General features: G+C 59.1%; 24 protein-coding genes and 1 pseudogene. 9 read left to right on the top strand and 16 right to left on the bottom strand.

Going from position 1 to position 24,434, the window contains the following annotated elements; translation table 11 throughout:
* Positions 1 to 21 precede the first annotated feature (21 nt).
* The 8 genes from PBDP_RS23155 to PBDP_RS23120 all read right to left on the bottom strand — a co-directional run bounded on the left by PBDP_RS23155 (position 22) and on the right by PBDP_RS23120 (position 8,854).
* Positions 22 to 756 carry an amino acid ABC transporter ATP-binding protein gene (locus tag PBDP_RS23155; protein WP_003204983.1) on the bottom strand — a complete coding sequence of 245 codons (735 nt, stop codon included), beginning with the start codon at positions 754 to 756 and terminating at the stop codon, positions 22 to 24.
* Complete coding sequence (locus PBDP_RS23150) at positions 753 to 1,424, bottom strand: amino acid ABC transporter permease (protein ID WP_109753832.1); 672 nt, start codon at positions 1,422 to 1,424, stop codon at positions 753 to 755. The genes PBDP_RS23155 and PBDP_RS23150 overlap by 4 nt, the downstream gene beginning before the upstream one ends.
* On the bottom strand, positions 1,424 to 2,170 hold the full coding sequence (locus PBDP_RS23145) for an amino acid ABC transporter permease (protein ID WP_018614191.1): 747 nt from the start codon (positions 2,168 to 2,170) through the stop codon (positions 1,424 to 1,426). The genes PBDP_RS23150 and PBDP_RS23145 overlap by 1 nt, the downstream gene beginning before the upstream one ends.
* A gap of 190 nt (positions 2,171 to 2,360) precedes the next feature.
* Positions 2,361 to 3,275, bottom strand: coding sequence for a glutamate/aspartate ABC transporter substrate-binding protein (locus tag PBDP_RS23140; RefSeq protein ID WP_109753833.1), 915 nt, complete (start codon positions 3,273 to 3,275; stop codon positions 2,361 to 2,363).
* Positions 3,276 to 3,725: 450 nt separating this feature from the next.
* Entirely contained in the window at positions 3,726 to 5,264 is a 1,539-nt protein-coding gene (glpD, locus tag PBDP_RS23135; protein ID WP_163857028.1) for a glycerol-3-phosphate dehydrogenase, read from the bottom strand.
* A gap of 314 nt (positions 5,265 to 5,578) precedes the next feature.
* Positions 5,579 to 6,334 carry a DeoR/GlpR family transcriptional regulator gene (locus tag PBDP_RS23130; protein WP_109753835.1) on the bottom strand — a complete coding sequence of 252 codons (756 nt, stop codon included), beginning with the start codon at positions 6,332 to 6,334 and terminating at the stop codon, positions 5,579 to 5,581.
* Positions 6,335 to 6,419: 85 nt separating this feature from the next.
* Entirely contained in the window at positions 6,420 to 7,925 is a 1,506-nt protein-coding gene (glpK, locus tag PBDP_RS23125) for a glycerol kinase GlpK (RefSeq protein WP_109753836.1), read from the bottom strand.
* A gap of 77 nt (positions 7,926 to 8,002) precedes the next feature.
* Complete coding sequence (locus PBDP_RS23120; RefSeq protein ID WP_212801374.1) at positions 8,003 to 8,854, bottom strand: MIP/aquaporin family protein; 852 nt, start codon at positions 8,852 to 8,854, stop codon at positions 8,003 to 8,005.
* A gap of 321 nt (positions 8,855 to 9,175) precedes the next feature.
* Between PBDP_RS23120 and ybaK the strand changes: the two genes are divergently transcribed.
* Entirely contained in the window at positions 9,176 to 9,646 is a 471-nt protein-coding gene (gene ybaK, locus PBDP_RS23115) for a Cys-tRNA(Pro) deacylase (RefSeq protein WP_109753838.1), read from the top strand.
* 182 nt (positions 9,647 to 9,828) lie between these two features.
* Positions 9,829 to 10,611, top strand: coding sequence for a PhzF family phenazine biosynthesis protein (locus PBDP_RS23110; protein ID WP_109753839.1), 783 nt, complete (start codon positions 9,829 to 9,831; stop codon positions 10,609 to 10,611).
* Between the two features lie 139 nt (positions 10,612 to 10,750).
* On the opposite strand, the gene PBDP_RS23105 is transcribed toward PBDP_RS23110, so the two are convergent.
* Positions 10,751 to 11,860, bottom strand: coding sequence for an ABC transporter ATP-binding protein (locus PBDP_RS23105; RefSeq protein ID WP_212801373.1), 1,110 nt, complete (start codon positions 11,858 to 11,860; stop codon positions 10,751 to 10,753).
* Positions 11,857 to 12,777: an ornithine carbamoyltransferase gene (gene argF, locus PBDP_RS23100; protein ID WP_116833313.1), complete on the bottom strand. Its 921-nt coding sequence runs from the start codon at positions 12,775 to 12,777 to the stop codon at positions 11,857 to 11,859. The genes PBDP_RS23105 and argF overlap by 4 nt, the downstream gene beginning before the upstream one ends.
* Before the next feature lie 402 nt (positions 12,778 to 13,179).
* On the opposite strand from argF, the gene plzR reads away from it, so the two are divergent.
* From plzR to grxD, 3 genes are all read left to right on the top strand, one after another.
* Entirely contained in the window at positions 13,180 to 13,467 is a 288-nt protein-coding gene (gene plzR / locus PBDP_RS23095) for a PlzR type 4 pili assembly inhibitor (RefSeq protein WP_014339882.1), read from the top strand.
* Between the two features lie 131 nt (positions 13,468 to 13,598).
* Positions 13,599 to 15,707 carry a molybdopterin oxidoreductase family protein gene (locus tag PBDP_RS23090; protein WP_116833312.1) on the top strand — a complete coding sequence of 703 codons (2,109 nt, stop codon included), beginning with the start codon at positions 13,599 to 13,601 and terminating at the stop codon, positions 15,705 to 15,707.
* Positions 15,708 to 15,795: 88 nt separating this feature from the next.
* Complete coding sequence (gene grxD / locus PBDP_RS23085) at positions 15,796 to 16,137, top strand: Grx4 family monothiol glutaredoxin (protein ID WP_003204956.1); 342 nt, start codon at positions 15,796 to 15,798, stop codon at positions 16,135 to 16,137.
* Positions 16,138 to 16,364: 227 nt separating this feature from the next.
* Here the strand turns inward: grxD and bfr are convergent, their stop codons facing one another.
* Both bfr and PBDP_RS23075 read right to left on the bottom strand, forming a co-directional pair.
* Positions 16,365 to 16,838, bottom strand: a complete 474-nt coding sequence (gene bfr, locus PBDP_RS23080) for a bacterioferritin (RefSeq protein WP_109753843.1) — start codon at positions 16,836 to 16,838, stop codon at positions 16,365 to 16,367.
* A gap of 198 nt (positions 16,839 to 17,036) precedes the next feature.
* Entirely contained in the window at positions 17,037 to 17,255 is a 219-nt protein-coding gene (locus tag PBDP_RS23075) for a bacterioferritin-associated ferredoxin (protein WP_003178704.1), read from the bottom strand.
* A 314-nt stretch (positions 17,256 to 17,569) separates the two neighbouring features.
* Between PBDP_RS23075 and PBDP_RS23070 the strand changes: the two genes are divergently transcribed.
* A complete protein-coding gene (locus PBDP_RS23070) occupies positions 17,570 to 18,172 on the top strand; it encodes a peroxiredoxin (RefSeq protein ID WP_003204949.1) in 603 nt (200 codons plus the stop codon).
* Positions 18,173 to 18,270: 98 nt separating this feature from the next.
* Here PBDP_RS23070 and rnt read toward each other — a convergent pair whose 3' ends face one another.
* Entirely contained in the window at positions 18,271 to 18,948 is a 678-nt protein-coding gene (rnt, locus tag PBDP_RS23065) for a ribonuclease T (RefSeq protein WP_109753844.1), read from the bottom strand.
* Positions 18,945 to 19,991, bottom strand: coding sequence for a dihydroorotase (gene pyrC / locus PBDP_RS23060; RefSeq protein WP_109753845.1), 1,047 nt, complete (start codon positions 19,989 to 19,991; stop codon positions 18,945 to 18,947). Before pyrC ends, rnt begins: the two co-directional genes overlap by 4 nt.
* Positions 19,992 to 20,182: 191 nt before the next feature.
* On the opposite strand from pyrC, the gene PBDP_RS23055 reads away from it, so the two are divergent.
* Together PBDP_RS23055 and PBDP_RS23050 are read left to right on the top strand one after the other, a co-directional pair.
* Positions 20,183 to 21,160, top strand: a complete 978-nt coding sequence (locus PBDP_RS23055; protein WP_109753846.1) for a flagellar protein MotY — start codon at positions 20,183 to 20,185, stop codon at positions 21,158 to 21,160.
* A gap of 128 nt (positions 21,161 to 21,288) precedes the next feature.
* Complete coding sequence (locus tag PBDP_RS23050; RefSeq protein ID WP_053124536.1) at positions 21,289 to 22,506, top strand: argininosuccinate synthase; 1,218 nt, start codon at positions 21,289 to 21,291, stop codon at positions 22,504 to 22,506.
* A 328-nt stretch (positions 22,507 to 22,834) separates the two neighbouring features.
* Here the strand turns inward: PBDP_RS23050 and PBDP_RS30410 are convergent.
* Positions 22,835 to 23,083: pseudogene (locus PBDP_RS30410) on the bottom strand (hypothetical protein); the annotation flags it as partial.
* A 458-nt stretch (positions 23,084 to 23,541) separates the two neighbouring features.
* Here PBDP_RS30410 and PBDP_RS23040 point away from each other — a divergent pair.
* Complete coding sequence (locus PBDP_RS23040; RefSeq protein ID WP_109753848.1) at positions 23,542 to 24,168, top strand: response regulator transcription factor; 627 nt, start codon at positions 23,542 to 23,544, stop codon at positions 24,166 to 24,168.
* A gap of 55 nt (positions 24,169 to 24,223) precedes the next feature.
* On the opposite strand, the gene PBDP_RS23035 is transcribed toward PBDP_RS23040, so the two are convergent.
* Positions 24,224 to 24,406 (bottom strand): PA3496 family putative envelope integrity protein, encoded by a 183-nt coding sequence (locus PBDP_RS23035; protein ID WP_109753849.1) that lies wholly within the window; start codon positions 24,404 to 24,406, stop codon positions 24,224 to 24,226.
* Positions 24,407 to 24,434 lie beyond the last annotated feature (28 nt).

Below are 24,434 nucleotides of genomic sequence, written 5' to 3'. Positions count from 1 at the left end.
GGGTTTTGCGCAAACGTGCTTTTAGTGCTGCAGGATTTTCTCAAGGAAATGCTGCGCGCGTTCGGAGCGGGCGCTGATGTCGCCGAAGAACTCTTCTTTCTTGCAGTCTTCGATGATCTGGCCCTGGTCCATGAAGATCACCCGGTTCGCCACTTTGCGGGCGAAGCCCATTTCGTGGGTCACGCACATCATGGTCATGCCTTCGTGAGCCAGTTGCACCATCACGTCGAGCACTTCGTTGACCATTTCCGGGTCAAGGGCCGAGGTCGGTTCGTCGAACAGCATCACCACCGGGTCCATCGCCAGCGCACGGGCAATCGCCACGCGCTGTTGCTGGCCGCCGGAGAGTTGGCCCGGGTGCTTGTGGGCGTGGGCCGAGAGACCGACTCGCTCAAGCAGTTGCAGGCCTTTCTTGGTGGCTTCTTCCTTGCTGCGCCCCAACACCTTGATCTGCGCGATGGTCAGGTTTTCGGTGATGGTCAGGTGCGGGAACAGTTCGAAATGCTGGAACACCATGCCCACCCGCGAACGCAGTTTCGGCAGGTTGGTCTTCGGGTCGGCGATGGACGTGCCATCGACCACGATGTCGCCTTTCTGGAACGGTTCCAGGGCGTTCACGCATTTGATCAGCGTGGATTTGCCCGAGCCCGATGGCCCGCACACCACCACAACCTCACCCTTGCTGACCTCGGTGCTGCAATTGGTCAGTACCTGGAAGTCCCCATACCACTTGTTGATGTTCTTGATAGAGATCATACGGCGAACCTTTTTTGCAGACGCTTGACCAGCAGCGAGGCGGCAAAGCTGATTGTGAAGTACACGAGACCTGCGATGATCAGGAACTCATTGGAGCGGCCGATGATGTCGCCATTGGCCCGCGAAGCATTGAGGAAGTCCACCAGGCCGACCGTGTAGACCAGCGAGGTGTCCTGAAACAGGATGATGCTCTGTTGCAGCAGCAGCGGGGTCATCTTGCGAAACGCCTGGGGCAGGATGATCAGGCGCATGGTCTGGCCGTAATTCATCCCCAGCGCCTGGGCGGCACCCATCTGGCCCTTGGGGATCGACTGCACGCCGGCCCGGACGATTTCGCAGAAGTACGCCGCCTCGAACATCATGAATGCCACGACGCAGGAGCCGAACGCGCCGATGGGCGTGTCTTCGCCGGTGATCCAGCGCAGCACGAACGGCACCGCCAGGTAGAACCAGGTGATGACCAGCAGCAGCGGAATCGAGCGGAAATAGTTGACGTAGGCGCCCGCGATATTGGAGACCAGCTTGTTGTGGGACAGGCGCATCAACGCCAGGATCGTCCCCAGAATGATCCCGCCGACGACGCCCAGGGCCATCAGCTTGAGGGTCATCACCATGCCGTTCCACAAACCGGGAATGGCCGGGATGATGCCAGTGAAGTCGAATTCCATTATTTACCCCCCACGGAGATCAGGCCGGGCACCGCGACTTTCTTCTCGACCATGCGCATGAGCAGCATCAGGCTCATGTTCAAGGTGAAATAGATCAGCGTCGCCAGGGTAAAGGCTTCGAACAGGTTGGCGGAGAACTCGGCGGTCTGCTTGGTCTGCGCGAGCAGTTCCATGAGGCCGATCAGCGAGGCCACGGAGGAGTTCTTGAAGACGTTGAGGAATTCCGAGGTAAGCGGCGGAATGATGATCCGGTAGGCCTGGGGCAGCAGCACGTTCCAGTAGATCTGCGGCAGCTTGAAGCCCATGGCGCGGGCGGCGGATTCCTGGCCGCGCGGCAGCGCCTGGATGCCGGTACGCACCTGTTCGCAGACCCGGGCGGCGGTGAACAGGCCCAGGCACACGACGACGCTCAGGTAGGCCGAGGTGGTCGGGTTCAGGTCCTGTTTGTACCACTCCTGCATATCGGCGGGCAGCAGGTCCGGCACCAGGAAGTACCAGATGAACAGCTGAACCAACAGCGGCACGTTACGGAAAAGCTCCACGTAGCACGTGGCGATACCCGACACCAGCCGGTTCGGCACGGTACGCATCACACCCAGAATCGAGCCCAGCAGCAGGGCAATGATCCAGGCCACGACGGCGATGGCGATGGTCCAGCCCAGGCCGGCCACGTACCAGTCGAGATAGGTCTCGCTGCCCACGCCGGTGGACTTGAAGAACACGCCCCAGTCCCAGTTGTAATTCATTAGGGTCTCCCCTCAGATCGTTCGATGTACAAGTGCCCGCCTGGGGAAACTCCGTTCCCGCCCGGCTTGGAGGCCAGGCACACGCGATCGGCTCGACAGCCACCGGTTCGAGTGTTTCCAGATTTGCCAGCAGGGAGTGACCATCCCCTGAAAGGGCCGGGCCCCTTCAGGAGATAAGGTTAGTCAGAAATCAGGACTTCTTGTCGTCAGCCGCTTTGTCGGTCGGGTTGGCGATCAATTTCTTGAGCTCTTCGCTCATCGGGAAGTTCAGGTTCAGGCCTTTTGGCGGGATAGGTTGCATGAACCACTTCTCGTAGATCTTGTTGATCTCGCCCGAAGCGTAGGTCGCCTTGATGGCGTCATCGACAGCTTTTTTGAACGGCTCGTCGCCCTTGCGCATCATGCAGCCGTAGATTTCGTAGGACTGTGGCGTACCGGTCACGGCCCAGTCATCGGCTTTCTTGGCCTTGGCGGCTTCGCCAGCCAGCAGGGCGTCGTCCATCATGAACGCGACGGCACGGCCCGATTCCAGCATCTGGAAGGATTCGCCATGGTCCTTGGCGGAGATGACGTTCATGCCCATCTGCTTGTCGGCGTTCATCGCCTTGAGCAGGCGCTCGGACGTGGTGCCGGCGGTGGTTACGACGTTCTTGCCCTTGAGGTCGTCGAAATCCTTGTACTTGGAATCTTTCTTGGACAGCAGCTTGGTGCCGATCTCGAAGATGCCAACGGAGAAGTCAACCTGCTGCTGACGCTCGACGTTGTTGGTGGTGGAGCCGCATTCCAGGTCCACGGTGCCGTTTTGCACCAGCGGGATACGGGTTTGCGAGGTGACCAGGTTGTACTTGACCTGCAGGTTGGGCAGGTCCAGGTCTTTCTTGATCGCTTCGACGACTTTGAGCTGGATGTCGTGGGAGTAGCCGACAGGCTTGCCGGAAGCGTCTGCGATGTAGGAGAACGGAATGGAAGCGTCGCGATGGCCAAGCGTGATAACGCCGGACTCTTTGATCTTTTTCAGTGTGCCGGTCAGTTCGGCTGCGAAAACCGGAGTGCTGATCAGAGCGGCAGCAATGGCTGCGCCCAGGAGATGGGGAACGATACGCATCGATGTTTCCTCGACATTGTTTTTTTTATTTCGGCCGGTTCGTCGGCCCTGAGTACTTCGAAGTGCCTGGTAGCTCCTGTTGTGTTGGCGAACAGGCATTCGTCTCCAGGAGTGTAGAGCATGACTCGTGCCAGGCCAGGACGGTCTTTTTAACTTGTTGTTTTATTTGGTAATTAATGTTTTGTTTCAGGTTTCATGCGGGCTGCTTCATCCGGTTAGCCGAACTGACTGACGGGTCGTGTTCGGAAAACCGAATGGCTCTGGCACCCAACATCAAACCACTGTGGGAGCGAGCCTGCTCGCGATGAGGCATTAGCATCTACATCTAAGGGGCTGACATACCGCTATCGCGAGCAGGCTCGCTCCCACAAGGGATAAGTGATGTATGCCAGAGAGCAAAAAGCCCCTGAATCGCAGGATTCAGGGGCTTTTGGTATCGCGGTCTATTGTTCAGGCCGCTTCGATCTTGCGACGGTTGTGCTCGACCTTGTCCAGATACTGTTGCAGCTTTTCCTGCTCGACCGAGGTGGTGAACAAGCCCAGTTTGCTGCGGCGCCACAGGATGTCCTGGGCATCGACGGCCCACTCGTCGCTGCACAGATAATCGACTTCGCGGGTATAGAGGCCGGCGCCGATGTGTTCGCCCAGGTCGCCCAGGTTGTGCACGCCTTCGAGCATGCGCCAGGTGCGGCTACCGTAGGTGGTGGCCCAGCGGCGGGCAATCTCGGTTGGCAACCAGTCGAACTTGTCGCGGATCGCCGAGCACAGTGCCTGCGGGGTGGTCATGTTTTCGCCGCCGGGGAGGGCTTCCACGGCGGTCCAGCTCGGACGCATTTGCGTGAAATAGGGGCTCAGTTGCGCCATCGCCGATTCGGCCAGTTTGCGGTAGGTGGTCAGCTTGCCACCGAATACCGACAACAAGGGGGCCTCTTCACCGCCACCCGACAGTGCCAGGGTGTAGTCCCGGGTCACGGCCGATGGGTTGTCGGATTCGTCGTTGCACAGCGGACGCACGCCGGAATAGCTGTGCAGGATATCGTCGCGGCTGATCTGTTTCTTGAAGTGGGCGTTGACCACCTTCAGCAGGTAATCGGTTTCGCCTTCGGTGATCGCCACTTTGGCCGGGTCACCGGTGTATTCGCGATCAGTCGTGCCGATCAAGGTGAACTGGTTCAGGTACGGAATGGTGAATACGATGCGCTGGTCTTCGTTTTGAAGAATATGCGCATGCTCGCCTTCGTAGAGTTTCGGCACGATCAGGTGGCTGCCCTGGATCAGGCGGATGCCGTAGGGCGATTCCAGCTTCAGGTCATCGCGAATGAACTTGGCGACCCACGGGCCGGCGGCGTTGACCAGTGCCTTGGCGCGGATCGAAAACAGGCTGCCGTCGGCGCGCTCCAGGTGCAAGTGCCACAGGCCTTTGCTGCGGCGGGCGTTCACGCAGCGGGTGCGGGTGTGGACATGCGCACCTTTTTCCCGGGCGGCCATGGCGTTGAGCACCACCAGCCGCGCGTCGTCGACCCAGCAGTCGGAGTATTCGAAACCTTTGGTGATCTCACTTTTCAGCGCACTGTCGGCACCGAATTTCAAACTCTTGGAGCCAGCGAGCTGTTCGCGTTTGCCCAGGTGATCGTAGAGAAACAGGCCTGCGCGAATCATCCACGCCGGACGCAGGTGCGGACGGTGAGGCAGCACGAAGCGCATTTGCTTGACGATATGCGGAGCCTTGGCCAGCAGCACTTCGCGCTCGGCCAGCGCTTCACGCACCAGGCGAAATTCATAATGTTCGAGGTAGCGCAGACCGCCGTGGATCAGCTTGCTGCTGGCCGATGAGGTGTGGCTGGCCAGGTCGTCCTTTTCGCAAAGGAACACCGAAAGACCGCGACCGGCAGCGTCCGCGGCAATCCCCACGCCGTTGATACCACCGCCAATGACGGCGATGTCGTAGATCTCGGCGAGAGGGGGCGTAGGCAAGGTAGAAGTGGGCATCGGCTGGCCTCGGGCTCTTTTCGTAATATTTGAATTCGAACATAAATGTTCATTTGCGAAAATACTAGCCCATAAAGACGGCAACAGCCAGTCAACTTCGATTGAAAATACTGATCAAGAGAAGCTGAAAGGAAAATTTTCGAACATGGAAGGAAGGGGGAAGGTGCCTGGGCACGCTTTTGTGGCGAGAGGGATTTGTGGAAAAAAGCTTCCTCGCGAAACAGGCGCCTCGTTCTATGTAGAAACTGTGTCGCCTTCATCGCGGGCAAGCCATGCTCCCACAGCACCCTTGCCACAGGGTATTGAGGAGGTCGTCAGACCACCTCCAGCCGAATCTTGTGTTGGCTCAGCAATTGCGCCAAAGCCGGCACCGGTTGCTGGTCGGTCACCAAGCAATCGATCAGGCTGATGGGGCCCAAGCGGACCATGGCGTTACGCCCGAATTTGCTGGAGTCCGCGGCCAATATAACTTGCCGGGCGTTGGCGATGATGGCTTGGGAGACTCGTACTTCCTGATAGTCGAAGTCCAGCAGGCTGCCGTCTTCATCGATCCCGCTGATGCCCACCAGGGCGAAGTCGACCTTGAACTGGTTGATGAAGTCGACGCTGGCCTGGCCCACCACGCCGCCGTCACGCCGTACGTTGCCGCCGGCGATCAGGACTTCGAAGTCGTCCTTGGCACTGAGGATCGAAGCCACGTGCAGGTTATTGGTGATGACTTTCAGATGGTTGTGATTAAGCAGCGCACGGGCGATGGATTCGGTGGTGGTACCGATGTTGATGAACAGCGAGGCATGATCGGGGATCTGGGCGGCGATGGCTTCGGCGATGCGTTGCTTTTCATCGCGCATCTGATCGGCGCGCATGGCGTAGGCGGTGTTTTCCACGCTTGAGTCGTAGGCGGCGCCGCCGTGGTAGCGGCGCAGCAGGTTCACTTCCGCCAGTTGGTTGATATCACGGCGGATGGTTTGCGGGGTAACGACGAATAGCTGCGCCATTTCCTCGATGCTGACATAGCCGCGTTCGCGGACCAGTTCGAGAATTTGCTGCTGGCGGGGAGGCAGATTCATGGGGCTTCCTTTGGGCTGCCGTACAAAATTTGCCCATGATGCCGCAGGAATCCACTCCCGACCAGTTTCAGAACCTCATCGGGTTTTATTCAGCGTCTTCATGGGGCTCCCAATCACGGGTGCGACTGACCGCCTTCTGCCAGCCGGCGTAGAGTTTTTCCTTCGCCTGTTCGTCCAGTTGCGGTTCGAATTCGCGCTCGATCACCGCTTTGCCGCGCAGTTCTTCCAGGCTGCCCCAGAAGCCACATGCCAGGCCGGCCAGGTAGGCAGCACCCAAGGCCGTGGTTTCACGCATTTTCGGCCGCTCGACCTGGGTGCCCAGGATGTCGGCCTGGAATTGCATCAGGAAGTTGTTCGCCACCGCGCCGCCGTCGACGCGCAGGGCCCTGAGGCGTTCACCCGAATCCTGCTGCATGGCGTCGAGTACGTCGCGGGTCTGGTAGGCAATCGACTCCAGTGCCGCGCGAATGATGTGATCGACCCGTACGCCGCGGGTCAGGCCAAACAACGCGCCGCGGGCATAAGGGTCCCAATACGGCGCGCCGAGGCCGGTGAAGGCGGGCACCAGGTACACGCCGTTGCTGTCCTTGACCTTGTTGGCAAAGTATTCGGTATCCAGCGCGTCGTTGATGATCTTCAGTTCATCGCGCAGCCATTGGACCGTGGAGCCGCCATTGAATACCGCGCCTTCCAAGGCATAGGCCACTTCGCCGCGCGGGCCGCAGGCGATGGTGGTGAGCATGCCGTGATTGGATTTGACGGCTTTTTCGCCGGTGTTCATCAGCAGGAAGCAGCCGGTGCCGTAGGTGTTTTTCGCTTGGCCCGGCTCCACGCACATCTGGCCGAAAAGAGCGGCCTGCTGGTCACCAGCGATGCCGCCAATAGCGATGCCGCTTTTGGTGCGGCCGTAAATCTCCGAGGACGATTTCACTTCCGGGAGCATTTCGCGGGGGATGTCGAGGATGTCGAGCATCTTCGCGTCCCACTCCAGTGAGTGAATGTTGAAGAGCATGGTGCGCGAGGCGTTGGTGTAGTCGGTGACGTGGACCTTGCCGCCGGTGAATTTCCAGATCAGCCAGCTGTCGACGGTGCCGAACAGCAGTTCTCCGTTGCGCGCACGCTCGCGGCTGCCTTCGACGTTGTCCAGGATCCATTTGAGCTTGGTGCCGGAGAAGTATGGGTCGGTGACCAGGCCGGTGGTTTCGCTGATGTATTGCTCGTGGCCGTCGCGCTTGAGCTGTTGGCAGATTTCGGTACTGCGGCGGCATTGCCAGACGATGGCGTTGTAGATCGGCCGGCCGGTGGTCTTGTCCCAGACGACCGTCGTCTCGCGCTGGTTGGTGATACCGATGGCGGCCACCTGGTCATGGTGCAGGCCAGCCTGGGCCAGGGCTTCGACCATGACCGCGCTCTGGGTAGCGAAGATTTCCATCGGGTCGTGTTCGACCCAGCCGGCCTGCGGATAATGCTGGGCGAATTCGCGCTGGGCGGTGCAGACCACGTTGGCGTCACGGTCGAAAATGATCGCGCGCGAGCTGGTCGTACCCTGGTCGAGGGCAATGATGTAGTTCTTGTTCTGTATGTCGGTCATGTCGATTGCCTTGGGACGTAAAAAAAGGGAGAGACCATGGCGCACGCTTGAAGGGCAGGAGCATGCGCCCACTGTATTCAGGACGTTCTGGGCTTACCGTCAATGGAAGGTGTTGCATCCTTTGTAGCAGTTATGGCGCTGGGCAGGTGGCGGGCAATCAAGCCGCGATAGGCCGCGGCACCGAGGCACGCACCCACGATCGGTGCAAAAATCGGAACCAGGAAATACGGGATGTCGCGTCCACCCGTGAGGGAAATTTCACCCCAGCCGGCGAAGAAAGTCATCAGTTTAGGACCGAAGTCCCGCGCCGGGTTCATCGCAAAGCCTGTCAGTGGTCCCATGGAGCTGCCGATCACCGCGATCAGCAGGCCGATCAGCAGCGGCGCCAATGGGCCACGGGGCAGGCCATTGTTGTCATCGGTCAGGGACATGATTACCCCCATCAGGATGGTCGTGATGATCACTTCCACGAGAAAGGCTTGGCCGGTGGACAGCGCTGCGTGCGGGTAGGTGGAAAACACCGAGGCCAGTTCGAGGCTCGCTTCGGTGCCGCGAATCATGTGGCGGGACTGTTCGAAATCGAAGAATAGATTGCTGTACAGCGTGTAGACCAAAAGGGCGCCGCAAAAAGCGCCGGCCACTTGGGAAACCATGTAGAGAGGCAGTTTGCGCTTCTCGAAGTCAGTGAAAATGCACAGGGCAATGCTGACCGCGGGGTTGAGATGGGCGCCGGAAATGCCGGCGCTCAGATAGATCGCCATGCTGACGCCGACGCCCCAGATGATGCTGATTTCCCACAGGCCGAAACTCGCACCCGCGACCTTGAGCGCTGCGACGCAGCCGGTGCCGAAAAAGATCAGCAGGGCAGTGCCCAGGAATTCGGCCAGGCATTGGCTGGACAGGGACGGCTGTTGTAAAGCAATTGTCATTCAAACCTCGGTTTTTTGTTGTTTTGCTGCGCCTTCGACAAAGCTCGATTGCGCATTCCGCGCCGAGGCAGGATCCCCATCCTGATCTCGGGTTGCTGCTTGAGACCTGCGATATTACTTTCAGTTTCGAAAAAATATAGACAAGAAACGCTGGTGTCAAAGGTCGAAAGTGAACCATCGGTCACATTTCAACTATTCGCGGCGTGAATGACTTACCCGCCAGCGGCGTGTCACCGTGACGGTCGCGGTGTGCCAAGCCTTTTCGTGGGCGATGGCTTAGAATCCGGCCACTCTTTTTTGATTTCCTTGTCAGGAGCGGTCATGACACCCGCGTTGGATTTGCTTAAGAAAGTGCGCGCCGAACATCGCATCCACAGTTATGAGCACGATCCCAAGGCCGCGTCGTACGGCTTGGAAGCGGCGGAAAAGCTCGGCCTGGATCCGGCGCAAGTGTTCAAGACGTTGTTGGCGGCAAGCGAAAAAGGTGAATTGCTGGTGGCGGTGGTGCCAGTGGCCGGGACCCTGGATTTGAAAGGCCTGGCCCATGCCGCCGGGGTGAAGAAAGTCGAAATGGCCGACCCGGCCGCCGCGCAGCGTTCGACCGGTTATCTGCTCGGCGGTATCAGTCCGCTGGGGCAGAAGAAGCGCCTGCGCACTTTTATCGACAGCTCCGCACAGCCGCTCGCCACTATGTTTGTCAGTGCGGGGAGGCGCGGGTTGGAAGTCGAGTTGGCGCCTTCGGTATTGAAGGAGCACACCGGGGCGGCATTCGCTGATATCGGGCGTGCTTGAATAGAGTCGGTGCCTGCTGCGCAGCCAGGCGCAAACAAGTGCCCTCGCCACAAGGGTGTGAAAGGCTAAGCTTGGCGTCAGATCTTCTATCCCCAGGCTGTAGGGTGAAAATTCTGCTGATCTGTCACTGGATAAGCCGTGCCGCTGCGTCGCATGCTGGCGCATAAAAAAGGAGAAGTGCCATGCAGCTTGCGTTTCATCAGGTCGATGCGTTCAGTGATCGGCCGTTCGGCGGTAACCCGGCGATGGTCTATCGGCTCGACGGCTGGCTGGCCGACGACTTGATGCAGAAGATCGCCGCCGAACACAACCTGGCTGAAACCGCGTTTCTGGTGCGTGAAGGCCAGCATTGGCATATTCGTTGGTTCACGCCCACCACCGAAGTGCCGCTGTGTGGGCACGCCACGTTGGCCAGCGCTTATGTGCTGTTCGAGGTCTATCACGAAACGGTCGAGCGCCTGGATTTCATCTGCCGGTCCGGTTCGTTGAGCGTGACGCGTGAGGGTGATCGGCTGTGGCTGGATTTTCCGGCCATCGTGCCTGCCGAATTGGGCGCCTCCCTGGCCGTGCAGAGTGCCTTGGGCGTCGAAGCGGTGGATGTGCTGAGTTCCAACGAACTGTTCGTGGTGCTGGAATCGGAGCAAGCGGTGCTCGATTGCAAGCCGGACATGGTGGCCTTGGCAAAACTGCCTTGGCCCGGGGCTATCGTGACTGCGCCGGGGAGCAAGCATGATTTTGTCTCGCGCTACTTTGCCCCGGCGATTGGCATCAACGAAGACCCGGTGACGGGTTCGACCCACTGCAGCCTGATTCCATACTGGTCCAAGCGTTTGGGTAAGCACGGGCTGACGGCTTATCAGTGCTCGGCCAGGGGTGGGGCTTTGTTTTGCCGGCTGGAAGGTGAGCGGGTGAAGATTGGCGGGAATGCGACGTTGGTGGCCAGTGGAACGTTGATGCTGGGTTGACTCTGCACTCCAGCCAATGAGATCGAATGTGGGAGCGAGCCTGCTCGCGATGGCGGCGGCTCAGCTTGCATCGATGCTGAATGTGCCTACGTCATCGCGAGCAGGCTCGCTCACACAGAATTTTGCATTTCTTCAGGTTTTAGCTGGAGGTGCTGTGACGCCGCACGCCGCTTTCCACCGGTGGTAGATGCGCCGCCGTGCTGCCCGAGGCCTGGAACAACACCAGGTGTTCAGCCGCGACGCGGATGCCCACACTGGCCTCGACCTGATGGTCGGCATGGCTGGGGAAGATCGATTCCAATTGCGCGCCTGTCGGTAATTGCAGGCGATACAAGGTTGACGCACCCAGGAAAGTCTTGCCGACGATTTTGGCGGTGAGCGGGCTGTCCGGTGCGTAGACGATATCGTCCGGGCGCAGCAACACATCCACCGCACCGCCGATGGGCCAGGTATAGGCACGGTTGCCACGCAGGATGCCCAGCTCGGTCTGCACCGATTCCGGGCTCTCGAGTCGGCCGCGAATGAAGTAGCCCTGGCCAATGAAACTGGCGACGAACGGTGTCAGTGGTTCGTGATACAGGTTGTAGGGCGTGTCCCACTGCTCCAGTCGACCTTCCTTGAACACTCCGACATGGTCACTCACGGCGAAGGCTTCTTCCTGGTCGTGGGTGACCAGGATCGCGCTGGTGCCGCGGGCCTTGAGAATGTCCCGCACTTCATGGCTGAGCTTGCGGCGCAGCTCGCCATCGAGATTGGAAAACGGTTCATCGAGCAACAGCAGCTGTGGTGCTGGTGCCAGCGCGCGGGCCAGGGCCACGCGCTGTTGCTGGCCACCGGAAAGTTCATGGGGAAAACGCTTGCCCAGGTGCTTGAGGTTGACCAGTTCCAGCAATTCTTCGACGACACGATCCTTGTCCGGATGTTTGCGAATGCCAAAGGCGATGTTCTCGGCCACGCTCAGGTGGGGAAACAGGGCGTAGTCCTGGAACACCATGCCGATGCGGCGTTTCTCCGGGGCGAGGGTGAAGCCGGCGCGGGAAATGGTTTCCCCGGCCAGTTGGATTTCACCCTCGTGCACCGGTTCGAAGCCGGCGATGGCGCGCAACGTCGTGGTCTTGCCGCACCCGGACGAACCGAGCAGGCAACCGATATCACCGGTATTGAGGTGCAAGTTGAGGTTCTGGACCACCCGTTGGTCTTGATAACCGCAGGCCAGGTTGTGCAAGTTCAGCAGCAGGGGGTGGCTCATGCGTGGTGATACGCCGGCTCGACCAGGAACTCGAGCAGGGCCTTTTGCGCATGGAGGCGATTCTCTGCCTGGTCCCATGCCACCGAGCGTGGATCATCCAGCAGGTCGACGCTGATTTCCTCGCCACGGTGGGCTGGCAGGCAGTGCATGAACAACACGTCGGCATCCGCCAGGTCGAGCAATGCCCGGTTGACCTGGAGTGGTGCGAACAGCTTGAGGCGCTTGGCGGTTTCCTCTTCCTGGCCCATGGAGGTCCAGACGTCGGTGCTTACCAGATGCGCGCCGGCCACGGCCTGTTTCGGATCGCGGACGATGGACACCCGGTCCGCGGCCTTGGCGAGCAGCTCGGCATTGGGGTCATAACCTTCAGGGCAGGCAATGCGCAGCTGGAAGTCGAATTGAAGCGCCGCTTCTATATAGCTGTTGCACATGTTGTTGCCGTCGCCGATCCAGGCCACGGTCTTGCCCTGGATCGAGCCACGGTGTTCGAGGAAGGTCTGCATGTCGGCCAGTAACTGGCAGGGGTGCAGGTCATCGGACAGGCCATTGATGACGGGTACGCGGGAGTGGGCCGCGAACTCGGTCAGGGTGCTGTGGGCAAAGGTACGGATCATCATCGCGTCCAACATGCTCGACATGACGATGGCGCAATCGCTGATGGGTTCGCCACGGCCCAGCTGGGTGTCGCGCGGCGACAGGAAGATCGCCTGGCCGCCCAGTTGGATCATGCCGGCTTCGAAAGAGATGCGCGTGCGGGTCGATGATTTCTCGAAGATCATCCCCAACACACGGTTTTTCAAGGGCTCGAACAGTACGCCGCGGTTACGCAGGTCCTTGAGCTCCACGCCTCGACGGATCACACCGAGCAACTCATCGGGCGTGAAATCCATCAGGGAGAGAAAGTGCCTTGCGCTCATGATTGACTACCTTTTTGTAACTGACCGCAGATGCTCAAAGCCTTGTTTATTCAAAAAACGGGCGAGACCTGCGGCAAAAGCCGCACGGGGCGACGAAATAGGGGAAGGCGCGATCTTATAATTAAATGTCGCGTCTTACCAATAGGGCTACGGTTTTTGGGGATTTCAGCGAGGCCATCGCAAGACTGCGATGGCGAATTTGTGGCCGGTTTCCTGACAGCAGCGACCCATTTGTACACTGGCGTTGCTCGGCTTGGCAATCAAGCACGGCGGGCGCGCCATGGATGAGGGGCGGTTTGCGCCGTGGCATCCCATCTTTCGCCTGTCTGCCGCTGGTTGTGAAACATTTCCTAATGCAAAGGCCTGGGTTATAAATGAACCACAGCGGCACAGGAGCCCGAAATGGATTCGAAAGAGCAACAATTGATGGAATTGCTGGGGCTGACTGCACGCTCGCTGACGCACCTGACGGCTTCGGTGACCTCGATGTCATTCGAATTGCTGCGCAGCGACGATGAGGTGACCAAGGCCGCGGGTCGTCGAATGATCGATCGCATGGCCACTATCAGTAACGGGCTCGACGAGCATTGGCGGCTGATCGGCGAGCTGACAGGTGTGCCCATCGCCCAGGAGCAGGTGGAAACCGTCGAAGAAATCCAACTGCTGGCGCCGCCTCCCGACCAGCCTTGACGCCATGTCATCGGTTGGCCTGATGCCCGGCAATTCACAGGACGAACGTCGCTGGCGCTGCCGGGAATCACGCGCCATAGTTTTGTTCCCGCGGCCGAAAGCGCCCGCCACGAATAAAACAGAGACTGGCCATGACCAAGACTCTCCACCACCGTGCGTGCCATCTGTGTGAAGCCATCTGTGGCTTGACCCTCGAAACCACCGAGACCGACGGCCAGGGCCTGGCGATCACTTCGATCAAGGGCGATGCGCTGGACACCTTCAGCCGGGGTCACATCTGTCCCAAGGCCGTGGCCCTGCAAGATATCCAGAACGATCCGGATCGGCTGCGCCAGCCCATGCAGCGCATCGGCAATGAATGGCACCCCATCGCCTGGGACGATGCCTTCGCGTTGGTGGCCGAACGTCTGGCGGATATCCAGGCGCGCCACGGCCAGAACGCGGTGGCGGTCTATCAGGGCAACCCCAGTGTGCATAACTATGGGTTGATGACCCACAGCAACTATTTCCTGGGCCTGTTGAAAACCCGCAGCCGTTTCTCGGCGACCTCGGTGGATCAACTGCCCCATCACCTGACCAGTCACCTGATGTACGGCCATGGCCTGTTGCTACCGATTCCGGACATCGATCACACGGACTTCATGTTGATCCTGGGCGGCAATCCGCTGGCCTCAAACGGCAGCATCATGACCGTGCCGGACGTGGAAAAGCGCCTCAAGGCGATCCAGGCCCGTGGCGGCAAAGTGGTGGTGGTCGATCCGCGCCGCAGCGAAACGGCGGCCATTGCCAACCAGCATGTCTTCGTCCGCCCTGGCGGCGATGCCGCGCTGCTGTTTGGCTTGCTCAATACATTGTTCAGCGAAGGCCTGACCCGTGACAGCCATTTGCCTGTGGATGGTCTGGACGAGGTGCGTGAGGCTGTCGCTACTTTTACGGCTGAAGCGATGAGCCCGCTCTGTGCGGTGCCGGCAGCGCAGATCCGCCAGTTGGCGCGGGACTTCGCCGCCGCGCCGTCAGCGGTGTGTTACGGGCGGATGGGGGTTTCGACCCAAGCGTTCGGTACGTTGTGCCATTGGTTGATCCAGGTGATCAACCTGGTCACCGGCAATCTCGATCGGGTGGGCGGGGCGCTGTGCACCGAGCCGGCGGTGGATCTGGTGGCCACCACTTCGGGCGGGCATTTCAATCGTTGGCAGAGCCGGGTGTCCGGGCGCCCCGAATATGCGGGGGAGTTGCCGGTATCGGCCCTGGCCGAGGAAATGCTCACCGAGGGCGAGGGCCAGATCCGTGCGTTGGTCACTGTGGCCGGCAACCCGGTGCTGTCCACCCCCAACGGGCGGCAACTGGAGCAGGCCCTGGACGGGTTGGAGTTCATGGTCAGCGTCGATTTGTACGTCAACGAAACCACGCGCTACGCCGATCTGATCCTGCCCTCGACCTCGGCCCTGGAAAACGATCATTACGACACCACGTTCAACCTGTTCGCGGTGCGCAACGTGACCCGTTTCAACCGGGCCATCCTGCCCAAGCCCGAGGGGGCGCTGCACGACTGGGAAATCTTTGTCGGCCTGGCCAAGGCCTTTGCTGCCCGGACCGGCAAGGAGCTCAAGCCGACCATGCCGCCGGCGCAGATGATCGATTTTGGCCTGCGCAACGGGGCGTATGGCGACGCCTCGCCGCACAAGTTGTCCCTGGCGACCCTGTTCGACCATCCCCATGGCATCGATCTTGGCGCACTCAAGCCTAACCTGGCCCCGCGCTTGAAAACCGAAAACCAGCGGGTGCAGGCCGCGCCGGCGGTGATTCTCGCCGACCTTGCACGCTTTGCCGCGTTGCAGGCGCCAGAACCGGATGAGTTGCTGATGATTGGCCGCCGCCATGTGCGCAGCAACAACTCCTGGATGCATAACTTCCATCGACTGGTGAAGGGCAAGCCGCGTCATCAATTGCTGATGCACCCGGATGACCTCGCCTCTCGCGGCCTTGCCGACGGGCAGCGCGTGACGGTCAGTTCGCGAGTGGGGGCCATCGAAGTCGAGGTGCTGGGCAGCCTGGACATGATGAAAGGTGTGGTCAGCCTGCCTCACGGCTGGGGCCATGCCCGGCCGGGCGTGCAGATGACCATTGCCAGCGCACAGCCAGGCTCCAGCGCCAATGACCTGACTGATGATTGCCAGCTCGATGAGTTGTCCGGCAACGCGGCGCTCAACGGTGTACCGGTGAAGGTGGCGGCTGCGTAAAATTGTCTCTGGAGCACGTTCGGCTTTCCGTTACAATGCGTCACCGTGTCGACAACTTACGTCGCAAAGTTTTAAGCCGAGGTGCTCCATGGATATCATCGAAACGATTAAAGACCAGATTGCCAACAACACCATCCTGCTTTACATGAAAGGCTCGCCGAACGCGCCACAGTGCGGTTTCTCGGCCAAGGCCGCTCAGGCTGTGATGGCGTGTGGCGAGAAGTTTGCCTACGTGGACATCCTGCAGAACCCGGAAATCCGCGCCAACCTGCCCAAGTACGCCAACTGGCCAACCTTCCCACAACTGTGGGTTGGCGGTGAGCTGATCGGCGGTAGCGACATCATGACCGAGATGGCCGCTGATGGCTCGTTGCAAGCCACGATCAAGGAAGCGGTAGAAAAAGCGGCGGCGAACAAGACCGAAGCCTGATCCATGGAAGTCGGTTCACCACACCGGTTGTGATGAACACGAAACCTTGTGGGAGCGAGCCTGCTCGCGATAGCGGTATGTCAGTCAGCAGTTTTTTACCTGAACCACCGCTATCGCGAGCAGGCTCGCTCCCACAGTGGTTTTGGGTAGGCCTGGAATCCAGGCAATAAAAAGCCCCGCCTCTCGAAAGAGGGCGGGGCTTTTTAATGCCTGGCTAGCGGGGAAGCTTACTCTTCACCCATCTGCGATTGCAGGTAATTCTCAAGACCGACTTTGTCGATCAGGCCCAGCTGGGTTTCCAGCCAGTCGATGTGCTCTTCCTCGGATTCGAGGATATCTTCCAGCAGTTCACGGCTACCGAAATCGCCAACGCTTTCGCAATGGGCGATGGCGGCCTTCAGGTCGGCGTGGCCGGTGCGCTCGATACGCAGGTCGCACTCCAGCATTTCCCGGGTGTGTTCGCCGATGTGCAACTTGCCCAGATCCTGGACGTTCGGCAGGCCTTCGAGGAACAGGATGCGCTTGATCAGTTTGTCCGCGTGTTTCATCTCGTCGATGGATTCGTGGTACTCGTGCTTGCCCAGCTTGTTCAGGCCCCAATCCTCGTACATGCGCGCATGCAGGAAGTACTGGTTGATCGCGACCAGCTCATTGCCGAGGATCTTGTTGAGATGCTGGATGACTGTAATGTCGCCTTTCATGATGAGACCTGCCCTGTAATAGCTGTATATAGGGCAGAGTTTGAGCCGCACATTTACGGGTGTCAAACCTAAGTTATTGAATAATAAATGAAAATTAATCGGAATAAGAATGTTTGTGTTCCGCGTCTGGACGCTAAGCAATTGATTTACAGGCATAAAAAAACCGGACATTGAGTCCGGTTCCTTGAAAACTGTTTTTTACGCGGCGGTAAATTCTACCGGGTAGGGGATCGAGGCCTGTGCCGTTTGCACCTTGGCGAGGGTTTCGCGAACCACTTCCTTGGCCAGGCACGCACATTTACCGCATTGGCTGGCTACGCCGGTGGCCTGACGGACTTCGCGATAGCTGCAGCAACCTTCGTAGATCGCTTCGCGGATTTGTCCGTCGGTGACGCCAGTGCAGAGGCATACATACATAAGTTAGAACCGTCGCTGGTTGTGACTCAATTGAGACGGATCTTAATGTTAACGAGAATGATTGTCAAAGTGGTTTCTGAAAACCTTTTGCCAGAGCGACGCCTGGCTGACGAACGGTTTGTACCCCGGCCAGTGACGTGTCATGAAATGCTACAGCGATTTTTCAATACCGCCGAAAAACCGTTGAAGACAGCCCAAATTCGCGGTGTATGATGGTCGGCCCTTGCAAGCGGGTTCGTGTCACAGGGCTGTCGCCTGAGGGTGGCAGGCTGGCCCGGACCTTGTTTTCACGCTATTACATCAGGAGATATCCAATGAGCGTACTCGTAGGCAAACAAGCCCCAGACTTTACCGTTCCAGCCGTGCTCGGCAACGGCGAAATCGTCGACAGCTTCACCCTGTCCTCGGCCATCAAAGGCAAATACGGCCTGGTGTTCTTCTATCCGCTGGACTTCACCTTCGTCTGCCCGTCCGAACTGATCGCACTGGATCACCGCATGGACGACTTCAAGGCCCGCAACGTTGAAGTGGTTGCCGTTTCGATCGACTCGCACTTCACCCACAACGCCTGGCGCAACACCCCGATCAACAATGGCGGTATCGGCCAGGTGAAATACACCATGGCTGCCGACATGAAGCACGAAATCGCCAAGGCCTACGACGTTGAGTCCGAAGGTGGCGTGGCTTTCCGTGGCGCGTTCCTGATTGACGACAAAGGTGTTGTCCGTTCGCAGATCATCAACGACCTGCCGCTGGGCCGTAACATGGAAGAGCTGATCCGTCTGGTCGACGCGCTGCAATTCCACGAAGAGCACGGCGAAGTGTGCCCGGCCAACTGGAAAAAAGGCGACAAGGGCATGACCGCTTCGCCTGAAGGCGTTGCCGCTTACCTGGGCGAGCACAGCGACAAGCTGTAATTGCTTTAGGCATAAAAAAACCGGCCCTTGGTAGGGCCGGTTTTTTTATGGGTGTTTCAAGCCAAATTATCGGCTGAACACAGAGCTATGGGGCGATGTCAGTCGTCGAAATCCTGCCAACCACCCATCTGCTTCCAGCGATTGACGATGCCGCAGAACAGCTCCGCCGTCTTCTCGGTGTCGTAGCGGGCCGAGTGGGCCTCGCGGCCATCGAAATCGATGTCGGCCGCCTGGCACGCCTTGGCCAGGACGGTCTGGCCGTATGCCAGGCCAGCCAGGGTCGCGGTGTCGAAGCTGGAGAACGGGTGGAACGGGTTGCGCTTCATGTCCAGGCGCGCGACAGCGGCGTTGAGGAAGCCCAGGTCGAAGCTGCTGTTGTGGCCGACCAGGATCGCTCGCTTGCAACCGTTGGCCTTCAGCGCCTTGCGCACGCCACGGAAGATGTCGGTCAGGGCCGTTTCTTCGCTGACCGCCATGCGCAGCGGGTGATCGAGCTTGATCCCGGTAAACTCCAGGGCCGCCGCTTCGATGTTGGCGCCTTCGAACGGTTCGACACGGAAGAAATAGGTGTGGTCAGGGAACACGAAGCCTTTTTCGTCCATGCCAATGGTGGTCGCGGCGATTTCCAGCAAGGCGTCGGTGGCGGAGTTGAAACCGCCGGTTTCTACATCGACGACGACCGGCAGATAACCCCGGAAGCGGGCTGCCATGGGATGACGGGCGCCGCCCGAACCACCATTGCCGTCCAGTTCGTCGTCGAAATGATCTTCACTCACGCGTTTTCCTCCAGCAGGCGCCAGCGCAGTTTTTCACCGGCGCGCAGCGGGATGACAGTCAGCTCGCCGAAAGGCAGGCTGGCGGGGGCGGTCCATTCGTCGCGGACCAGGGTAATACTGTCGGTGTTCACCGGCAGGCCATAGAAACGCGGGCCATGCAGGCTGGCGAAGCCTTCGAGTTTGTCCAGCGCATTGCGCTGTTCGAACGCCTCGGCATACATCTCGATGGCGGCATAGGCGGTGTAGCAGCCGGCGCAACCGCAGGCCGCTTCCTTGGCGTGACGGGCGTGGGGCGCCGAGTCGGTGCCGAGGAAAAACTTGGTGCTGCCGCTGGTGGCGGCGTCGAGCAAGGCTTCCTGGTGGGTATTGCGCTTGAGGATCGGCAGGCAATAGAAGTGCGGCCGGATCCCGCCCACCAGCATGTGGTTGCGGTTGTACAGCAGGTGATGGGCAGTAATGGTCGCGCCAACGTTGGCCGGAGCCTCGTTGACGAACTGCACGGCATCGCCGGTGGTGATGTGTTCGAACACCACCTTGAGGGTCGGGAAGCGCTCCACGACGCGGCGCATGTGCTCGTCGATGAAGATTTTCTCGCGGTCGAACACGTCGACGTCGCCCCGGGTGACTTCACCGTGGATCAACAACGGCATGCCGACTTCGGCCATGGCCTCCAGCGCCGGGAAGATCTTGTCGATGCTGGTGACGCCGGAATCGGAGTTGGTGGTCGCGCCGGCAGGGTACAGCTTGGCGGCGTGGACGAAGCCGCTGGCCTTGGCGTCGCGAATCTCTTCGGGCTGGGTGCGGTCGGTGAGGTACAGCACCATCAGCGGTTCGAAGCGGCTGCCAGCCGGGCGTGCGTCGAGGATGCGCTGGCGATAGCCGTCGGCCTCGGCGGCGTTGCGCACGGGCGGAACCAGGTTCGGCATGATGATTGCGCGCCCGAAGGTGCGCGCGACATCGGCGACGGTATGGGTCAACACAGCACCATCGCGAAGATGAATATGCCAGTCGTCGGGACGCAGCAGGGTCAGGCGGTCAGACATTGGGGGGCTTCCAGGCGGGTCAAACTCTGGGGAATGCTACCGGAAAAGACCGATTCAGGCACCCGCTATCAAGTTCTGCCGCAACTTACCGATAGCTCCTACAGGTGTGCCACGAATCCGTGCAGTGCCCCGGACAGGCGTCATGCCCCAGGCATGCGTCGATCTTTGTATAAAAGTCAGTGGAGCCTCCCGTGCGCCAGCGTTATCTAGCCTTGCTCAGTGTGTTTGCCAGCCTTCCCGCCATGGCGCTCACTTTCCAGACCCGTCTGGAGAGCATTGAGTGGACGGTCGAAGGCGACAAGTTCGAGTGCCGGCTGAGCCAGCCGATCACCGATTTCGGCAGCGGCGAGTTCGTGCGTCGGGCGGGCGAGCAGGCCACGTTCCGCCTCAAGACCTACAACCCGATGCTTGGCGGCGGTTCGGCAACCTTGCTGGCGGCCGCCGCGCCGTGGCAACCGGGGCGAGGCGATATCAACCTGGGTTCGGTCAGGATCGGCAGCGGCGATGTGCTGTTCAACAGCTCCCAGGTCCAGGCCGGCCGGTTGATCAGTGGCCTGATGGAAGGTCGCAGCCCCGTGGTGCGCCGCAACACCGAGGACGGACGGGTCTCGGAAGTGCGCCTGCTGCCGGTGCGTTTCAGCAAGGCTTTCAATGACTATCAAGGTTGCGTGGCGAAACTGTTGCCAAAGAATTTCGAGCAGGTGAAGCAGACCCAGATCGGCTTCCCCGGCGAAGAAGTCGAACTCGATGCCCATGCCAAGGCACAGTTGCAGGTAATGCTCGACTTCATCAAGGCTGATCCAAGCGTTAATCATGTAGAGCTTGACGGCCACTCCGACAACAGCGGCAATCGCCTGACCAACCGTGAGCTGTCGCGCCGCCGCGCCCTGGCAGTTCAGGATTTCTTCAAGGCCAATGGCTTCCAGGAATCGCAGATTACCCTGCGCTTCCACGGCGAGCGTTATCCCCTGGTACCCAATACCAACGCCGCCAACCGCGCCAAGAATCGTCGCGTGGTCGTGCGCCTGGAGCGTGTGGCGCCGACTGAAGTACCGGCACCCCAGGCCCCGGCGGCGCAGCCGGCGGCTCCTGCGGCACCCGCCAAGGTTCCGGCGCCGGTCGCCGCACCAGCCAAGGCGCCCGCTCCGGCGACTGCGCGCACGTCCTGATTCGATTTTGACCGTCGCGCTCTCGACATAATCTGTCGCTTCGTCGTCATAAGCTGTCGCGCCTCTGTAAATTATCCGCGCTGGACGTTAGACTTCCCGGCTTTCCGTACAACCCGTGGAGTGATGGCATGGCGGACGTAAACAAGGTCGTTCTGGCGTATTCCGGCGGCCTGGACACTTCGGTGATCCTCAAGTGGCTGCAGGACACTTATAACTGCGAAGTGGTGACCTTCACCGCTGACCTGGGACAGGGCGAGGAAGTCGAGCCTGCACGCGCCAAGGCCCAGGCCATGGGCGTCAAAGAGATCTACATCGATGACCTGCGCGAAGAGTTCGTCCGCGACTTCGTGTTCCCGATGTTCCGCGCCAATACCGTTTACGAAGGTGAGTACCTGCTGGGTACCTCCATCGCCCGTCCGTTGATCGCCAAGCGCCTGATCGAAATCGCCAACGAAACCGGCGCCGACGCCATTTCCCATGGCGCCACCGGCAAGGGCAACGACCAGGTGCGTTTCGAGCTGGGTGCCTATGCCCTCAAGCCTGGCGTTAAAGTCATTGCCCCATGGCGTGAGTGGGACTTGCTGTCCCGTGAAAAACTGATGGACTACGCCGAGAAGCACGCGATTCCGATCGAGCGCCACGGCAAGAAGAAATCCCCGTACTCGATGGACGCCAACCTGCTGCACATCTCCTATGAAGGCGGCGTGCTGGAAGACACCTGGACCGAGCACGAAGAAGACATGTGGCGCTGGACCGTCTCCCCGGAGAAGGCCCCCGATACCCCGCAGTACCTGGAGCTGACCTATCGCAACGGCGATATCGTCGCACTGGACGGCGTTGAGATGAGCCCGGCCACCGTGCTGGCGACCCTGAACCGCATCGGTGGCGAACACGGCATCGGTCGCCTGGACATCGTCGAGAACCGCTATGTGGGCATGAAGTCCCGTGGCTGCTACGAAACTCCCGGCGGCACCATCATGCTGCGCGCCCACCGGGCGATCGAATCGATCACCCTGGACCGCGAAGTGGCTCACCTCAAAGACGAGTTGATGCCCAAGTATGCCAGCCTGATCTACACCGGCTACTGGTGGAGCCCTGAGCGTCTGATGCTGCAACAGATGATCGACGCCTCCCAGACCAACGTGAACGGTGTCGTGCGCCTGAAGTTGTACAAGGGCAACGTGATCGTGACCGGGCGCAAGTCCGACGACTCGCTGTTCGATGCCAACATCGCGACCTTCGAAGAAGACGGCGGTGCCTACAACCAGGCCGACGCGGCCGGCTTCATCAAGCTCAACGCCCTGCGCATGCGCATCGCGGCGAATAAGGGTCGCAAGCTGTTCTGACCCTGGCGAGATGAAAAAGCGGCCTGCCATGAGCAGGCCGTTTTTTTTGCCCCTTTTTTGCGTGTGCGGGCTTTGCTGCTGCGCGGCCCTTGATCGTTCATTCATCCTGCCCGTGGGCTGCCGGGTCTGCGTTGCTGTAGATGACGTATACGACGATGCGGGTGTGCTTCAAATGTCTTGATCGACAGGTCTCGCTCAGGCGTTCCGATTGGCCGCATAGGAGACAAGGGGAGGCTGGTTCGCGCCTGCGTCGATGAAGGCGTTTTAGCAGCTCTTTGATTTTATCCGCCCGACGTAGCAGTCGTTTATGCCGGCAGGGCGAGTCAACCATGGTCTTTAAAAAGTGCTTGTTCTTGCGAAAATCCGAGGGTGAATACAGGGAGCGATAATTGAAGTTGAGCGTTATGAAAAAAAGCAGCAATAGATAAAAAGGGAAGCTGATCAGGAACCAGAGGTAATACTCACGATCCTGGTCATCCAGGAATGGCAAGGAAATCGCCGCGGAAGTTTCGGACAAAGTTGCGAATATGGCGATGAGGGTCATAGGGTTGGTTATGGTCTTCGAAGGTTTGTTCATGGTTAATGCTCATGGAATATTTATGCTCGGTGAATAGGCTGGAAAGTGGTTATTAAGATATAGGCGCAATCGCAGCGGCTGCCGATGATGGATGTCGGATGCCAAGCTATTTTATATATGAATTTTTCTTACTGAAGTGAGCGATAGGCAGTTTTAACAGTAAATAATTCAGTTACTCTTTATGATTGAAAAGCTTTTTAATGGGCTGCCTGTCGGTGGGCGTCACAGTAAAAGAGCGAATTGTTCACAGGGTTACCGGATTGTTAAGAAAGGTCCATTCTTCTCTGTAGAAAAATTCACGACACATTTTTTCCTGGAGAATTTGTAGGATTTTTCTGTATAGCTTGTAGGTTCTGTCTCTCGGTGCGAGCGTTCAGGGGGGGGCGGCATGCCAAGGTAGAAATGACTAGGCTATTGTGCGTGCTCTAAAAATTCGAACAGCGAAGTTGGATTTGCCCATGAATAAAGTGCTGATCGTGGATGATCATCCCGTCATTCGTCTTGCTGTACGTTTGCTGATGGAGCGTCATGGTTATGAAGTCGTTGCCGAAACCGATAATGGCGTCGATGCGTTACAACTTGCTCGCGAACTTATGCCCGATATCGTCATTCTCGATATCGGTATTCCCAAGCTGGACGGATTGGAGGTCATTGCCCGTCTGGCGGCTATTCCTTCATCGATGAAGGTGCTGGTGCTGACTTCCCAGGCACCGGGACATTTTTCGATGCGCTGCATGCAGACGGGGGCGGCCGGGTATGTATGCAAGCAACAGGATCTTACTGAGTTACTGAGTGCAATCAAGGCAGTACTGTCCGGTTACAGTTACTTCCCCAACCAGGCCTTGCATACGGTACGGTCGAGTCTGGGCAATGCCAGTGAGTCGGATATGGTCGACCGATTATCGGGGCGGGAAATGATGGTCTTGCAACAACTGGCGCGCGGTAAGACCAACAAGGAGATCGCCGATGGAATGTTCTTGAGCAACAAGACCGTCAGTACCTACAAGACACGCTTATTGTTGAAGCTCAATGCCCGTTCCCTGGTCGACCTGATCGAACTGGCGCAGCGTAATGGGTTGGTGTGAGTTTTCGGGTCACGCGTACTCAGTAAAAAGCCTCCATCAGGGAGGCTTTTACGTGTCAGAGGTCAAAGTCGTAATCGGCCAGTTGCTTCTGCAGACGGCGCTCTTCCAGCAGGTTATCAATGGTGCGGCGCTTGCTCAGGTTGGTTTTCGCCACTTCCACGACCACAGGTTCAACGTCGTCGGCCTCAACGGCGATGAATTCGTCTTCTACATCCAGTTGTTCTTTGCCAGTACTCATGGGTTCGACTCCAGGCTAAGACTGCCAT

Source organism: Pseudomonas sp. St290 (assembly GCF_018325805.1).
GTDB lineage: Bacteria > Pseudomonadota > Gammaproteobacteria > Pseudomonadales > Pseudomonadaceae > Aquipseudomonas > Aquipseudomonas bijieensis.
This window is presented reverse-complemented; position numbering and strand designations above follow the sequence as displayed.